General features: G+C 74.4%; 10 protein-coding genes. 5 read left to right on the top strand and 5 right to left on the bottom strand.

Annotation, left to right across the window (positions count from 1 at the left end; all coding sequences use genetic code 11):
• The first annotated feature begins 225 nt into the window (after nt 1-225).
• From ACTWPW_RS20240 to ACTWPW_RS20220, 5 genes are all read left to right on the top strand, one after another.
• A complete protein-coding gene (locus ACTWPW_RS20240; RefSeq protein ID WP_443169579.1) occupies nt 226-1,431 on the top strand; it encodes a LacI family DNA-binding transcriptional regulator in 1,206 nt (401 codons plus the stop codon).
• 154 nt (nt 1,432-1,585) lie between these two features.
• The gene (locus ACTWPW_RS20235; protein ID WP_443169578.1) at nt 1,586-3,727 is read left to right on the top strand and encodes an alpha-galactosidase; all 2,142 of its coding nucleotides are present in this window, start codon (nt 1,586-1,588) and stop codon (nt 3,725-3,727) included.
• A 33-nt stretch (nt 3,728-3,760) separates the two neighbouring features.
• Nucleotides 3,761-5,092 carry an extracellular solute-binding protein gene (locus tag ACTWPW_RS20230; protein ID WP_443169577.1) on the top strand — a complete coding sequence of 444 codons (1,332 nt, stop codon included), beginning with the start codon at nt 3,761-3,763 and terminating at the stop codon, nt 5,090-5,092.
• A gap of 25 nt (nt 5,093-5,117) precedes the next feature.
• Nucleotides 5,118-6,017 (top strand): carbohydrate ABC transporter permease, encoded by a 900-nt coding sequence (locus tag ACTWPW_RS20225; protein ID WP_375114427.1) that lies wholly within the window; start codon nt 5,118-5,120, stop codon nt 6,015-6,017.
• Nucleotides 6,014-6,889, top strand: a complete 876-nt coding sequence (locus ACTWPW_RS20220) for a carbohydrate ABC transporter permease (RefSeq protein WP_443169576.1) — start codon at nt 6,014-6,016, stop codon at nt 6,887-6,889. Before ACTWPW_RS20225 ends, ACTWPW_RS20220 begins: the two co-directional genes overlap by 4 nt.
• Here the strand turns inward: ACTWPW_RS20220 and ACTWPW_RS20215 are convergent.
• The 5 genes from ACTWPW_RS20215 to ACTWPW_RS20195 all read right to left on the bottom strand — a co-directional run bounded on the left by ACTWPW_RS20215 (nt 6,882) and on the right by ACTWPW_RS20195 (nt 14,416).
• Nucleotides 6,882-8,462 carry an ABC-F family ATP-binding cassette domain-containing protein gene (locus tag ACTWPW_RS20215; protein ID WP_443169575.1) on the bottom strand — a complete coding sequence of 527 codons (1,581 nt, stop codon included), beginning with the start codon at nt 8,460-8,462 and terminating at the stop codon, nt 6,882-6,884. The two genes, ACTWPW_RS20220 and ACTWPW_RS20215, sit on opposite strands and share 8 nt — an antisense overlap.
• 283 nt (nt 8,463-8,745) lie before the next feature.
• Nucleotides 8,746-9,270 carry a hypothetical protein gene (locus ACTWPW_RS20210; RefSeq protein ID WP_375114430.1) on the bottom strand — a complete coding sequence of 175 codons (525 nt, stop codon included), beginning with the start codon at nt 9,268-9,270 and terminating at the stop codon, nt 8,746-8,748.
• 148 nt (nt 9,271-9,418) lie between these two features.
• Complete coding sequence (locus tag ACTWPW_RS20205; RefSeq protein WP_443169574.1) at nt 9,419-10,894, bottom strand: FAD-dependent monooxygenase; 1,476 nt, start codon at nt 10,892-10,894, stop codon at nt 9,419-9,421.
• An 84-nt stretch (nt 10,895-10,978) separates the two neighbouring features.
• A complete protein-coding gene (locus ACTWPW_RS20200) occupies nt 10,979-13,780 on the bottom strand; it encodes a helix-turn-helix transcriptional regulator (RefSeq protein WP_443169573.1) in 2,802 nt (933 codons plus the stop codon).
• Between the two features lie 24 nt (nt 13,781-13,804).
• Nucleotides 13,805-14,416 (bottom strand): carboxymuconolactone decarboxylase family protein, encoded by a 612-nt coding sequence (locus ACTWPW_RS20195; RefSeq protein WP_443169572.1) that lies wholly within the window; start codon nt 14,414-14,416, stop codon nt 13,805-13,807.
• Nucleotides 14,417-14,420 lie beyond the last annotated feature (4 nt).

The raw sequence follows: 14,420 nt of genomic DNA, 5'->3' as shown, positions 1-14,420 counted from the left end.
GCCCGAAGGCCCCGGCACTGGAGCGGCGCCCGACGGCACGCTCGCCCGTTCGAACGGTCCTGCGCGGCTGCATGCGACGGCCGCCAGGCGCGGGGAGGGCGAAACCGGCGTCCGGCGGAGCGGGCCGACGTTCCGGGAGCGGCCGCGAGCTCCCGAAGGAGGTCGGGTCGGGGTTGGCGGGGCCGGGCGCGGCGTCCGGTTCGTGGGCCGTCCTACCATGTGATCGTGACTCCGACTCCTCGACGCGCGCCCCGCACCGCCGCTCGCGGCGGAGCCGCACCCAGCATCCGGGACGTCGCCGCCGCCGCCGGGGTCTCGTACCAGACCGTCTCGCGCGTGCTGAACGAGTCGCCGCGCGTGCGGCCGGAGACGCGTACGGCGGTGCTGGCGGCGATCGAGCGGCTCGGGTTCCGGCCCAGCCGGGCGGCGCGCGCCCTGAGCCTGGGGCGGGCGCGCGGCATCACGGTCGTGACGTCCAACACCATGCTGTACGGGTACGCCGCCACACTGCAGGGCCTGGAGGAGGCCGCCCGGGCCGAGGGCATGGCGATGGGCATCAGGGTCGTGGAGTCGGCCGAGCCCGCCGAGGTCAAGCAGACCGTGGACTACGTCAGCGACGCCAGCGCGGGGGGCGTGGTGGTGATCGCGTTCGATCCCCTGGGGATCGCGGTGCTGGAGGCGCTGCCCGAGCACGTGCCCGCCGTCGCCGCCACCGAGCCGGCCGCACCCGACCGGGGGCGGGTCGCGATCGCCCTGGACGAGCGGCGCGCGGCGGCCGACGCCACGCGACACCTGCTCGCGCTGGGCCACCGCACCGTGCACCACGTGGCCATCCCCTCCGAGGGTGCCCCGGTCGCGACAGGCAGGACGGTGGCAGGCGACGAGTCGCCGAGCGGCCTCCCCGGCGACCCGCTGGGCGGTGGTGGACGGGCGGGCAGCCCTTCTGACGTCCCGCCGGTCTCTGGAGAGCTGCTGGTCGGGGGCGCTTCTGGCGGTCAGCTGGTGGCTGGGGGGCGGCTGGCGGGGTGGCGGGACGCGTTGCGGGAGGCGGGGGCCGAGATCCCCGGGGTGCTGGCGTGCGGGTGGGACGTCCGGTCCGCGTACGCGGCCGGGCAGCGGCTGGCCGCCGCCCCCGACGTCACCGCCATCCTGTGCGGCAACGACGACATCGCGCAGGGGGTGCGCAGGGCACTGTACGACGCGGGCAAGGACGTGCCCGGTGACGTGAGCATCGTCGGGTTCGACGACATCCCGGGCTCGGCGTACTGGACGCCCGCCCTGACCACCGTACGGATGGACTTCGCCGGCCTGGGCAGGGCCTGCTTCCGCGCGGCCGTGGCGGAGCTCACCGGGCGGCCACAGCCTGAGCTCGCCCTCACGCCGCCCACCCTGGTGCTGCGCGAGTCCACCGCTCCCCCGCCCCGCGCCTGAGGAACATCCGGGAGCCCCGCGCCGTAAGGGCGCCGGGCGAAATGCGTTCGTAACGATCCCGCAAAGGGGGCTTTTGCGAGTGGCGTGTGACCGCTCACACTGTGGCCATGGATGTGACCGGTCACATCAACTTCGCCCGAAAGAGAGCCGCTTGATGCCTGCTGACATCGTCGAGACCTTGCGCTGGGGCCATGCCGGCCTGACCGCCATCCTGGAGATCCACCCGGATCGCCCGGTGGCGCTGCGCGAGCTGTCGGCGGGTCCCGACCGGACGCCGGCGCGCCCGTCTCAGCCGCTGGTGGAGGTGCTGGTGCCGGGCGAGGGGCGGGCCAGGGCGTCGCAGCGGTTGTCGGAGACGGCGGTGGGCTGCCGGTTGCGCTACGCCGGAGCCGAGCAGTCGAGCGCCGGCGGATGGCACGAGCTGCGCGTACGGCTGCGGGACGAGGCGGCCGGGCTGGACGCGGAGATGATCCTGCGCTCCCCCGACGGGGTGGCGGCCGTGCAGGCGCGCGTGCGGGTGACGAACACCGGCGACAGGCCGGTGCCGCTGCTGGCCGTCACCTCGTTCGCCGCCGGCTTCCTCGGGCGGCCGGTGAACGACCTGGACGTCCTGTACGCCGACAGCGAGTGGCTGGGCGAGAGCCGCTGGACCAGGCGCCCGCTGCGCGAGCACGTCGCCGACCTCGGCCTGGCCGGGCACGGCCAGCACGGCAAGGGCGTGTTCGCGCTGACCAGCTCCGGCACCTGGTCGAGCGGGCGGCACGTGCCGATGGGCGGGCTGAGCGACCGGCGTACCGGCCGGACCTGGCTGTGGCAGATCGAGCACAACGGGCCGTGGCGGTGGGAGACGGGCGAGCGGCTGGACGGCGCGTACGTCGCCCTGTCCGGCCCCACCGACCTCGACCACCAGTGGAGCGAGCTGCTCGCGCCCGGCGAGTCGTTCACCACCGTGCCCGTCGCGATCGCCGTTTCCGAGGGCGACGAGGGCGACGAGGGCAACGACGGCGACGCCGGCGAGGGACCCGGCTTCGAGCGGGCGGTGGCGGCCCTGACCGCGTACCGGCGGGCGCTGCTGCGCCCCCACCCCGACCGGCCCGCGCTGCCGGTCGTGTTCAACGACTACATGAACACGCTGATGGGCGACCCGACCACGGACAAGCTGCTGCCCCTCATCGACGCCGCCGCCGCGGCCGGGGCGCAGGTGTTCTGCGTGGACGCCGGCTGGTACGACGACGGCGGCGACTGGTGGGACAGCGTGGGCGAGTGGCAGCCCTCCCAGACCCGCTTCCCGCACGGCCTGGAGGAGGTGCTGGCCCGCATCACGGGCCACGGCATGACGCCCGGCCTGTGGCTGGAGCCCGAGGTGATCGGGGTACGCAGCCCGATGGCCGACAAGCTGCCCGCGGAGGCGTTCCTGCAGCGCGGCGGCGTACGGATCGCCGAGCACGGCCGCCACCACCTGGACCTGCGCCACCCCGCTGCCCGCGCGCACCTCGACCAGGTGGTGGACCGCCTGGTGGAGGAGCTGGGCATCGGCTACTTCAAGCTCGACTACAACATCGACCCCGGCCCCGGCACCGACCTGGACGCCGCCAGCGCCGGCGCCGGCCTGCTCGCGCACAACCGGGCCCACCTGGCCTGGCTGGAGGGCGTCCTGGACCGGCACCCGCGCCTGGTGCTGGAGAACTGCGGCTCGGGGGCGATGCGCATGGACTACGCGATGCTGGCCCGCCTGCAGCTGCAGTCCACCAGCGACCAGCAGGACTTCCTGCGCTACCCGCCGATCGCGGTCGCCGCGCCCCTGTCGGTGCTGCCCGAGCAGGCCGCCAACTGGGCCTACCCGCAACCCGAGATGACGGCCGAGGAGATCGCCTTCACGATGTGCACCGGCATCCTGGGCCGCCTCTACCTGTCGGGCAACCTCCACCGCATGGACGACGCCCAGCGCACCCTGGTCAGCGACGGCGTACGGCTCCATCAGAGCCTGCGCCTGGACCTGCCGCGGTCCACGCCGTGCTGGCCGCTCGGCCTGCCCGGCTGGGAGGACCCGTGGCTGGCCCTCGGCCTGCGGACCGAACAGGTCACCCGTCTGGGGATCTGGCGCAGACCGGGGGCCGCGGACACCGCCGTGCTCGAACTCCCCCACCTGGCGGGACGGGACGTGAGCGTGGAGATCGCCTACCCGGCGGCGGCCGGCGGCTGGAGCCACGAGTGGAACCCGCGTACCGGGAAGCTCGCCGTCACCGCCACCGTCCCCGCGCCCACCGCCCGAATCCTGCACCTCCGTCCCCTGTAGCCCCCCAGCCGACCTGGATCGAGGAACCGAACCGTGAAACTCCTCCAGCGTGTCGCCGCCGCGATGGCCCTCGCCCTGGCAGTCGCGGCCTGCAGCGATCCCTCCGCCGGGCCGCCGGCTGGATCCACGGGGTCCACCACCGGCTCCGCCCCCGCCGCCTGGCCCTCCCCCGCCGCCCGCCTGGACGGGGTCACGCTCACCATCTGGGCCGCGCAGAACAGCAACACCATGCCCAAGGCCGTCACCGACGCCTTCGCCCAGGCGACCGGCGCCGCGGTGGAGGTCGTCACCATCCCCGACCCGTACGAGCAGGGCGTGCAAACCAAGGTGGCCACCGGCGACAAGCCCGACCTGGCCTTCTGGCAGCCGACCGCGTCGATGCTGACCGCGCTCAACGCCCGCGCCAACCTCCAGCCGCTCGACGGCGCTCCCTGGGTCGCGTCCCTGTCGCCGGAGCTGCGCGACATCACGGGCCTGCTGGACAGGACCCGCTACGCCGCGCTCATCACCAGCCCGGCGGTCGAGGGCGTCTACTACAACAAGGAGGTCTTCGCGGCCAACGGCGTCAAGGAGCCGCCGAAGACGTTCGACGAGATGGTGGAGGTCGCGCGGACGCTCAAGGGCAAGGGGGTGACCCCGTTCTTCGAGATGGCCGCCGACAAGTGGGCCACCCAGTGGTGGGTGCAGGTCCAGCTCGCCGACGCGGCCCGCGACGGGCTGTGGGAGCGGGTCAACACCGGCAAGGAGACGTTCGAGGACAAGACCATCCTGGACGCGATCAAGAAGTACAAGGCGCTGATCGACGAGGGGCTGTTCAACTCCGACATCAAGACCGCCAGGTTCGAGGACCAGGGGGCGGCGCTGCTGTCCGGCAAGGCCGCCATGGTCGTGCAGGTGAACTCGTTCTTCGGCCAGCTCCAGGCCAAGGCGGACACCGCGGAGCTGGACGAGAGGATCGGCTTCTTCCCCATCTCGCCGTCCGGCAACGTCGGCACCTTCATCCCGGACCAGTCGAACGCGCTGGTCGCGTTCCGCACGGGTGACGCCCGGCGGGAGGCGGCGGCACGGCAGCTCCTGGCGTACTGGATGGGGCCCGGCTACGCCGGGTTCGTCGCCGACCGCAAGACCGTCTCGCTGCGCGCCGACGTGCCCACCCCGCAGGGCGTGCCGAAGGCGCTGCTCGACGTGCACGCCTCGCTCGGGCAGGCGGTCGGGTCCATGCAGGCGCTGGCCGTGGCCAACCCCGACCTGTACCTGAACCTGTCCGACATGATCACCGGCGGCCTGACCCCCGAGCAGGTGGCCGCCGCCACCCAGAAGCAGTTCGCCCAGCTCGCGAAGGCCGCCGGGGCCACCGGCTTCTGATCCACGACCCAGCAAGGAGCCGCTCGTGCCGACCGGTACACCAATCAGGCCCGCGGCGGCCCGCGCGAGCACCCACCCGATGTGGTTCCTGGCGCCGGCGTTCGCGATCCTGTTCGTCTTCTTCTTCCTGCCGACCCTGTTCAACTTCGTCTACGCCTTCACCGACTGGTCCAGCTTCAAGAGCGAGATCCGCCCGGCCGGGTTCGACAACTTCGCCTACCTGCTGTCGGACGGCACCCTGTTCGGCGCGCTGCGCATCACGCTGATCTACGCCGTCCTGGTGGCGCTGTTCCAGAACCTGTTCGGCTTCGGCCTGGCGGTGCTGCTGGAGAAGGACACCTGGCTCAACCGCGCGGCCCGCCTGGCCTTCCTCATCCCGGTGCTGATGTCCGCCCTGGCCGTCGGGTACGTCTTCCAGGCCCTGCTCAAGCCGGACGGCAGCCTCAACGACCTGCTCTCGGCGCTGACCGGGCAACAGGTGCGGATCGCCTGGCTGGGCAGCACCACCTGGACCCTGGTCCTGGCCGCGGTCATCCACGCCTGGAAGTGGATGGGCCTGTCGATGCTCATCTACCTGGCCGGGCTCAAGACCGTCCCGGAGGACGTCACCGAGGCCGCCCGCATCGACGGTGCCTCGGCCCGGCAGGCGTTCTGGTCGGTACGCTTCCCGCTGCTGGCCCCCGCGGTCACGTTCAACGTGGCCACCGCGCTCCTCGGGTCCATGAACGGCTTCGACGTCGTCCAGGCGCTCACCGGCGGCGGGCCCGCCCGCAGCACCGAGATCCTGAACATCTTCATCTACCGCACCTTCGGCCAGGGGCTGTTCGCCCAGGCCACGGCCATGAGCCTGGTGCTGTTCCTCATGGTCGCCCTGCTGGCCTTCCCGGTCATCCGCGTCCTGCGCAAGAGGGAGGAGATCCTGTGAGCGTCCCTGTCTTCGGCGCCGCCCGGAGCGGGCGCGTGCGGCCCGCGGCGGCGCGGGGACTGGCCGCGCGGCTGCGGCCCTTCGCCGTCGTGGCGCTGGTCGTGCCCGTGATGGGCGTGCCACTGTGGCTGATCGTCGTCACGGCCGGCAAGTCGCAGGGCGAGGCCCTGTCGCCGGATCTGTCCCTCCCGTCGCGCTGGCGGCTGTGGGACAACCTCGCGCAGGTCTGGCAGCAGGGCGAGATCCCGGCCGCGTTCCTGGGCAGCGTGCTGATCGTGGCGCCGTCGGTCGTGCTGGTGCTCGCGCTCGGCTCGATGGCGGCGTGGGTCCTCGCCCGGCGGGGCGGGCGGCTCACCGCGGCGCTGTACGCGCTGGCCATCAGCGGCATCGTGCTGCCGCCCGCCGTCGTCACCATCGTGCTCCTGCTGCGCCAGCTCGGCCTGGCCGGCAGCCCGGCCGGGATGATCGGCGTCTATGTCGGCATCTACCTGTCCACCGTCATCTTCTTCGTCACCGGCTTCGTCCGCACCGTGCCGGTGTCGCTGGAGGAGGCGGCCCGCATGGACGGCGCCGGCCCCGTGCGGGTGTTCGTCTCCGTCATCCTGCCGCTGCTGAGGCCGGTGCTGGCCACCGCCACCATCCTCATCTGCCTGTACGTCTGGAACGACGTCTTCTACGCCTTCTTCGTCGTCGGCGGCCGCGTCGACACGCTGCCGCTGAACCTGTTCCAGGTCGCCAACGCCGGCCTCTACCTCAACAACTGGCACCTGATCTTCGCCTACATCATCCTGATGAGCGTCCCCCTGCTGGTCGTGTTCGCCGTCGCGCAACGGAAGATCATCGCCGGGATCACCGGCGGCGCCGTCAAGTGAGGGCGATCAGGTCGGCGTAGTCGTCGTTCCAGAGGTCCTCGACGCCGTCGGGCAGCAGCAGCACCCGGTCGGGCCGCAGGGCCTCGACGGTCTCGCGGTCGTGCGTGACCATCACCACCGCCCCCTCGTACGCCGCCACGGCCGCCAGCACCTCGGCCTTCGACGCCGGGTCGAGGTTGTTGGTCGGCTCGTCGAGCAGCAGCACGTTGGCCCGGGAGCTGACCAGCCCGGCCAGCGCCAGCCGGGTCTTCTCACCGCCCGACAGCACGCCGACGGGCTTGTCCACGTCGTCGCCGCCGAACAGGAACGAGCCGAGCACCGTCCTGGCCTCGCCGTCGGTCAGCTGCGGGGCGGCGGCCAGGTGCCCGCCGACGGTGTGCGCCGGGTCCAGGGTGTCGTGTTCCTGGGCGAAATAGCCGAGCCGCAGCCCGTGGCCGTGCACGACCCGTCCCGAGTCCGGCCGCTCGCGCCCGGCCAGCAGCTTGAGCAGCGTGGTCTTGCCGGCGCCGTTGAGCCCGAGCACCACCAGCCGGCTGCCCCGGTCGACGGCGAGGTCCACCCCGGACAGCACCGGCAGGCTCCCGTAGGACTTGGCCAGGCTGATCGCGCCGAGCGGCGTCCTGCCGCTGGGCGCCGGCTCGGGCAGCCGGATGCGCGCGACCTTCTCGGCGCGGCGGACCGGCCGGGCCCCGGCCAGCATGCGGTCGGCGCGGCGGGCCATGTCCTTGGCCCGGACCGCGGTGGCGGACCTGGAGCGCATGCGGTCGGCCTGGGCGTGCAGGGTGGCGGCCTTGCGCTCGGCGGCGGCCCGCAGCCGTGCCCGGCGCCGGTCGTCGGCCTCGCGGTCGGCGAGGTAGGCGTGCCAGCCGGTGTTGTGCACCTCCAGCGCGCCCTGCTCCACGTGCCAGACCCGGTTGATCACGTCGGCCAGCAGTCCGGTGTCGTGGCTGATGAGCACCAGCCCGCCGGAGTAGCCGACCAGGAACGTGCGCAGCCAGGCCACGGAGTCGCCGTCCAGGTGGTTGGTGGGCTCGTCGAGCAGCATGACGCCCGGCTCGGCGAAGAGCACGCGGGCCAGCTCGACGCGGCGCCGCTGCCCGCCGGACAGGGTGCCCAGCGGCTGGTCGAGGACCCGGTCGGGCAGGCCGAGCCCGGCGGCGACGCGGGCGGCCCCGGCCTCGGCCGGGTAACCGCCGCGGGCCTGGAACTCGGCCTCGGCCCTGGCGTAGCGGGCCATCGAACGTTCGTCGCCCGACTCGGCGAGCGCGGCCTCGGCGTCGCGCAGCGCGCGCATGGCCTGGTCCAGGCCGCGGGCGGACAGGACCCGGTCGAGGACGGCGATGCCGGGATCGGCGGCGGCCGGGTCCTGCGGCAGGTAGCCGACGGGCCCGGTGCGGACGATGTCGCCGGCCGCGGGCTGGAGCCGCCCGGCGAGGATCTTCATGAGGGTGGTCTTGCCCGCGCCGTTGCGGCCGACCAGGCCGATGCGGTCGCCGGGAGCGACGTGCGCGGTGACGCCGGAGATCAGGAGGCCGGCGCCGGCACGCACGTCGACGCCACGGAAGGTAAGCATGGGATTGCGCTCCGGAGAAGCTAGAGGACACACGGGTGGCGTGGAAGCGGGTGTCCTTGCTAGGAAATTCTGCGGGGCGAAGCCATGCGATCAGTCTACGGGCGGGCGCAACCGGTTATCCGGGAGCGGCGGCGCCCGTGCCGGGCCCCGCGGCGCGCGGGGGCCCGGCAGGAGACCGTCCTCGGAGGGAAGCGGCCCGGCCCGGTGGACCCGCCGTCCGGCTGCTCCTTGGACCCGCGGTGCTTCCTGGCCCGAGGCGGGCTGCTCGCGCGCCGCCCCGGCGTCAGGCGGGGAAGTCGCTCGGGTTGACCGAGCTGGTCTTCGCGTTGCCGCCCCTGACCGGGTTGAGGGTGAGGGTCCAGATGGTGGTCGACCTGGAGGTGGTGACGAACTTCAGGCGGTCGTTGAACCGCTGGTAGGCGGCGGCCCTGGTGAACCGGCCCTTCGACGTGCTGAAGCGGTAACCGGTGGTGAAGTAGATCCGGTACGTACCGTCCCTGACGTCCTTGATGCTCGCCGTGGACTTCGCGCGGACGTAGATGCTGATGGCCTTGGTCCTGCCCCTGACCAGAGCCACGACGCCGTCCTTGGAGGTGCCGTTCTTGATCTTCAGGGTGCCCAGGCCGCCGCTGATCCGGTCGTAGAGGATCCGGCCGTTGCCCGGGCGCGCGGCGGCGGACTCCGCCGTGAACGTCACCGAGGTGACGGCCCGCTCGCCCGTCGCGGCCGCGGCCGGGGAGGCGGCCAGCAGCCCGCCGGCCAGCGCGACGGCCGCGACGACACTGGTGCCTGCGAGAGGTCTCTTCACAAAAACATCTCCTTCGGGAGGCATGGTCACGGTAAAGAGAGAAGAGCCGGGCTTGATTGGATACCTGCTATTTGACAAGGGCATCCGGAGCCAGGTCATTGGTCCTGGGGCCTGCGGCTCGTTTCCGTGCGGCGTGGTGGGCCGGGTCTCACGAGCTGGCCGGGTGGGTGCGCGGTGAGGGGCCGCCGCACCGCCCGACCGCCACCTTCGCCAGCTCGGGCAGGTCCGTACGGTCCTCGCCGGCCCAGGCGGCATACCCGTCCGGGCGGACCAGGACGGCGGCCGGCAGGCCGGGCACGGCCGGGCCCGCGTACCGGGCGACCTTGACCGCTTGCCCGACCGCCGCCGCGACGGCCTCCCGCCCCGTCGCGTCCACCAGCAGGTGGCGGCCGTCGCGGAGCAGCTCGTACAGCCGACCGTCCGTGCACGGGAGGTCGGGCACGCGCCGCCCGGTCCACGGGTGGGCGTGCCGGGTCGTGGGCGGGTAGCCGATGCCCAGCCCGGTCAGCCGGCCGGCCAGCAGCCGGCGGGAGCGGCCGAACCGCAGGAGCAGCCGGATCGTCAGGGCCCGCAGCGCGCGGCGGATCGCCGAGCGGCCGAGCACGAGGCGGTTGAAGGCGTCGGTCAGGGCGAGCACCTGCGTGCCCACCCGGTGCCGCTCGCGCTCGTAGGTGTCCAGCAGCCCGTCCGGCGCCTGCCCGCGCACGGCGGCGGCCAGCTTCCAGCCGAGGTTCATGGCGTCCTGGATGCCGGTGTTCATGCCCTGCCCGCCCAGCGGCGAGTGCACATGGGCGGAGTCCCCGGCGAGGAACACCCGGCCGGCGCGGTACCGCCCGGCCTGCCGGCGCTCGCTCAGGAAGCGCGAGCTCCACCGCTGCTCACGCATGCCGAAGTCGGTGCCCGCGATGCGCAGGAAGGCGTCGCGCATCTCCGCCATCGGCAGCGGCACGTCCAGGGGCACCTGCTCGCGCAGCCGGTCCCAGGCGATGGCGCGGAACCACCCGTCGCCGAACGGGATCATGAGGACGACGCCCTCGGGGCCGTTCGCGGCGAACAGGGCGTCCTCGGGCGGCTCGGCGAGGCGCACGTCGGCGAGCAGGATGTGCGTCTCGTACTGCTTGCCGGCGAAGTCGATCCCGAGCAGGCCGCGGACCCTGCTGTGCGCGCCGTCGCAGCCGACGACGTAGCCGGCCGCCTCCGTACGCCCGCCGGCCAGCTCCAGAACCACCTGCCGGGCGTCCTGCCGGAGCCCGACGACCTCCGCGCCCCGGACGATCTCCACGCCCAGCTCGCGGGCGCGATCCTCCAGCAGGTGTTCCGTGCCGCTCTGCGGGACGATCAGGACCATCGGGTACCTGGTCTCCAGCGTGCTCAGGTCGAGGGCGGCGCCGGGGGCGGGCTGGAGCCGGCGCACAGGGACGCCGCGGGGCAGCAGGTCGTCCGCCAGGCCCCGGGCGTCGAGGAGTTCGAGGGTGCGGGCGTGCACGGCGAACGCCCGGGTGATGTTGGGCTGCTCGGCGCGCCGTTCCAGGATCTTGCAGCGCACGCCGGCCAGGGCGAGCTCGCACGCCAGCATGAGACCGGTCGGTCCGGCGCCTACGACGATCACGTCTGTCGGGTTCATCGGGGATCTTCCCTCCGGGTTCGTTGCCACCACCCTCCGCCCGGACGTGCCCCGTCGAATCGGTGAAGTACACAGTCCCGGCGGTCAACGACCTCCGCCCAGGCGGCCGGGATCCTCCACGGAGAGCCGCACCAGCTCGGCTCGCGACGAGATGCCCACTTTCACGAACACCTTGTGCAGGTGGTAGTCGACGGTGCGCGGGCTGAGGAACAGGTGCGCCGCGATCTCCCTGTTCGTCCCGCCCTCCGCGACCAGTCGCGCGATCTGCAGCTCCTGCGGCGTCAGGTCGGCGATCGTGCTGGGGTCGCGCTTGCGCGCGGTCTCGCCGGTCGCCTGGAGCTCCACCCGGGCGGACTCCGCCCAGGGCGCCGCGTTCAGCCGTTGGAACGTCTCGCCCGCCGCACGCAGGTGACGCCGCGCCTCGGCCCGCCGCCGGCGCCTGCGCAGCGCCTCACCGAACAGCAGCGCCGTCCTGGCGGTGTCGAAGGGCCGGCCGGCGGTCGCGTGCAGCGACAGCGCCTCGGTGAAGCGGGCCTCGGCGAGCTCCGGCGCGTCGGCGCCCTCGACCAGGGCCCGGCAGCGGGCCACCAGCGCGTGCGCCCACGGTGCCCGGGACGGCCCGGCCCAGCCCCGGAGCAGGTCCAGGGCCGCCATGGCGCGGTCGGGGCGGTCGGTTCGTACGGCGGCCTCGACGAGATCGGCCGCGGCGAAGATCTTCACGGCCGGATGCCCCTCCCCCGGCCCGGCGTCCGCCATCGCGCTCAGCCGGTCGAACGCCTCCGCCTTCCGCCCCTCCCCCAGGTCGAGCAGGGCCAGCGCCCACGCCGCGATACTGGCGGGCGGTCCGAGCCGCTGCCCGATGGCGTGCGCCAGCGCGGCCCCCGCCTCCGTACGGCACTCCGCGGCCCGGCCCTGCGCGGCGGCGATCCAGGCGAGCACCGCGCGGTGGTGGGCGGCCGTGTTCTCCTGCCCGGTGTCGAGCGAGAGCCGCAGCCCCTCGGTGGCGGTGGCCCGGGCGGCGGCGAACCGGCCGGTCCACATCTGCAGCGCCGCGAACGGCGCGAGCATCAGGGGCAGCACGCTGACCGCGCCGGCCGCGCGGGCGCGGACGGCGGCCCTGGTGAACAGGTCGAGCGCCGTGGCGTCCACCCCGGCGAACATCGCCGCGGCCGCGGCCATGCCCAGGCTCAGCGGGTCGGCCTGGTCCTGCGCGGGCTCGCTGCCCTCGCGCAGCGACGGGTTGGCCCGCGCGGCGTCCCCCTCCAGGAGCGCGGCCAGCCCGCCCACCAGCCTGGTGCCGTCGGTGACGGCACCCTCGCCGCGCGGCAGGCTCGCCAGCCGCCGGTCGGCCTCGGCCAGCTTCGGCAGGTCGGCGACGGTCCAGGCCAGCCGGCCCGCCTCGGTCAGCATGCGCGCGGCCTGGCCCGGGTGCAGCGCGGCGACCGGCTCCGACGCGGCGACGAGCATCGCGTACGCGGTGTCGGGCCGGCCGCAGAGACCCTCGATCGCCCCCCGTACGTGCTCGCCCCGGGCGCGCAGCAGCGGGTCGGCCGCGAGCCCGGCCGCCTCGTCCACCAGCGCGCGGGCCCGGTCCGGCTGCCCGGCCAGCCATCCGGCCTCGGCGGCGAGCGTGAGCAGCCGCGCGCGGGACCCGGCCGTCGGGGTGAGGGCGGCGGCGCGGTGCAGCGCGCTCGCGGCGGCGGCGTGGCCGCCGCGCCGGGTGGCCCGCTCGGCGGACCTCTCCAGCTCGGCGGCCACCGCCTCGTCCGGAGCGGTCGCCGCGGCCGCCAGGTGCCAGGCCCGCCGGTCGGCGTCCTCGTCCGGCAGCGCCGCGGCCAGGGCCCGCTCCACCGCGCTGCGCCGCAGGAACGTCGCGCCCCGGTAGACGGCCGAGCGTACGAGGGGGTGGCGGAAGGACATGACGCCGCCCTCGACGCGGACGAGGCCCGCCGTCTCCGCCTCGTCGAGCACCTCCGGCGGCACCTCCAGCGTCCGCGCCGCCCGGAGCACGAGGCCGACGTCGCCGCTCTCCTCGGCGGCGGCGACCAGCAGCAGGGTCTGCGCCGGGGCCGTCAGCCGCCGCACCCGGTCGAGGAAGACCTGCTCGACCACCTCGCCGACGGGCAGCCGTTCGGGCAGCGGGCGGAGGCCGGCGAGTTGCTCGGCCGACAGCGAGCCGGGCAGTTCGAGCAGGGCGAGCGGGTTGCCGGCGGTGCTGGCCACCAGCGTCCAGGCCACCTCGGGCGCGAGCGCGACCGCCGTACGCTCGGCCAGCAGCGCCCGCGCCGCCTCCGGCTCCAGCCCGCGCAGGCGCAACTCGGGCAGCCCGGCCAGGTGCCGGGAGGCGCCCGGTTCCTCGTCGCGCACGGCGCGGTGCGGGAGACCCGGTTCCTCGTCGCGTACGGCGAACAGCAGCACGATCCCCTCGGCCTCCAGCCGCCGCGCCACGAAAGCCAGCGCGCCCGCGGAGGCCCCGTCGAGCCACTGGGCGTCGTCGACCAGGCACAACAGCGGCCCCTCCTCGGCCACCTCGGACAGCAGGCTGAGCACCGCGATCGAGACCAGGAACCGGTCTCCCTCGACCGGCTCACCCAGCCCGAACGCGCCGCGCAGCGCGGCCGCCTGCCCGGCGGGGATGGCCGCGAGCCGGTCGGCCACGGGCCGCAGCAGCTGGTGCGCCGCCGCGTACGGGAGCTCCGACTCCGACTCGACCCCGCCGCCCCGCAGCACCCGCAGGCCCGCCGCCCGCTCGGCCGCGAAGCCGAGCAGCGAGGACTTGCCGACGCCCGCCTCGCCGCGGACGACCAGGACGCCGCTGCGCCGGTCGCGAGCGCCGTCGAGCAGCCGCGCGAGGATCCCGCATTCCCGTTCCCGGCCATGCAGCATGCCCCGATCGTACGGCCGGCGGGCCTACGGGTCGCCAGCCGTGGCGGGGGTCCGGGATGCGATGGGGCGACCGTAGGCGACGGCGGCGAGGACAGGGGGCGGGACGGTGGTGCGGAGCTCGGCGTCCGGGTGGGCGCCGAGCGCGTCGTTGACGGTCGAGAACGCCACGCGCAACGCCACGAACAGCGTGATCGCGAAGATCTGCCCGTCCGGCAGGCCGGCGTCGCGCAGCTCCTGGACGTCCGCCGGGCCGGTCCCGTTGGGATCGCGCGCCACCTTCCGCGCCCAGCCCGCCATCGCCCGCTCGCCCGGGGTCAGCCCGTCGTCGTCCCCCCGCAGCACCCCGGAGGCCGCCGGCGCGCCGGCCGCCTCGGCCAGCCGGCTCCCCCAGGCCAGCGAGCAGTACGAGTCGCCCATGGCGGAGGCGCAGGCCGCCACCAGGACGCCACGCGTGCGCACGTCGAGGCCGCCCGACTCGGCGGCGTGCCGCAGCAGGGTGAACAGCCCTTCCATGGCGGCGGGGTCATGGGCCCACAGCCTGGTGAGGTTCATGACGTAGCCGGTGCCGGCCAGGTCGTCGTCGAAGAGGCGGCGTACCTGCGGGGTGAGCTCCGCGGGCTCGAGGAATCCGGTCATGACG

This window comes from Nonomuraea sp. KM90, from assembly GCF_052246675.1.
GTDB lineage: Bacteria > Actinomycetota > Actinomycetes > Streptosporangiales > Streptosporangiaceae > Nonomuraea.
The sequence above is the reverse complement of the archived record's forward strand: the minus strand, read 5'-3'. Positions and strand labels throughout refer to the sequence as shown.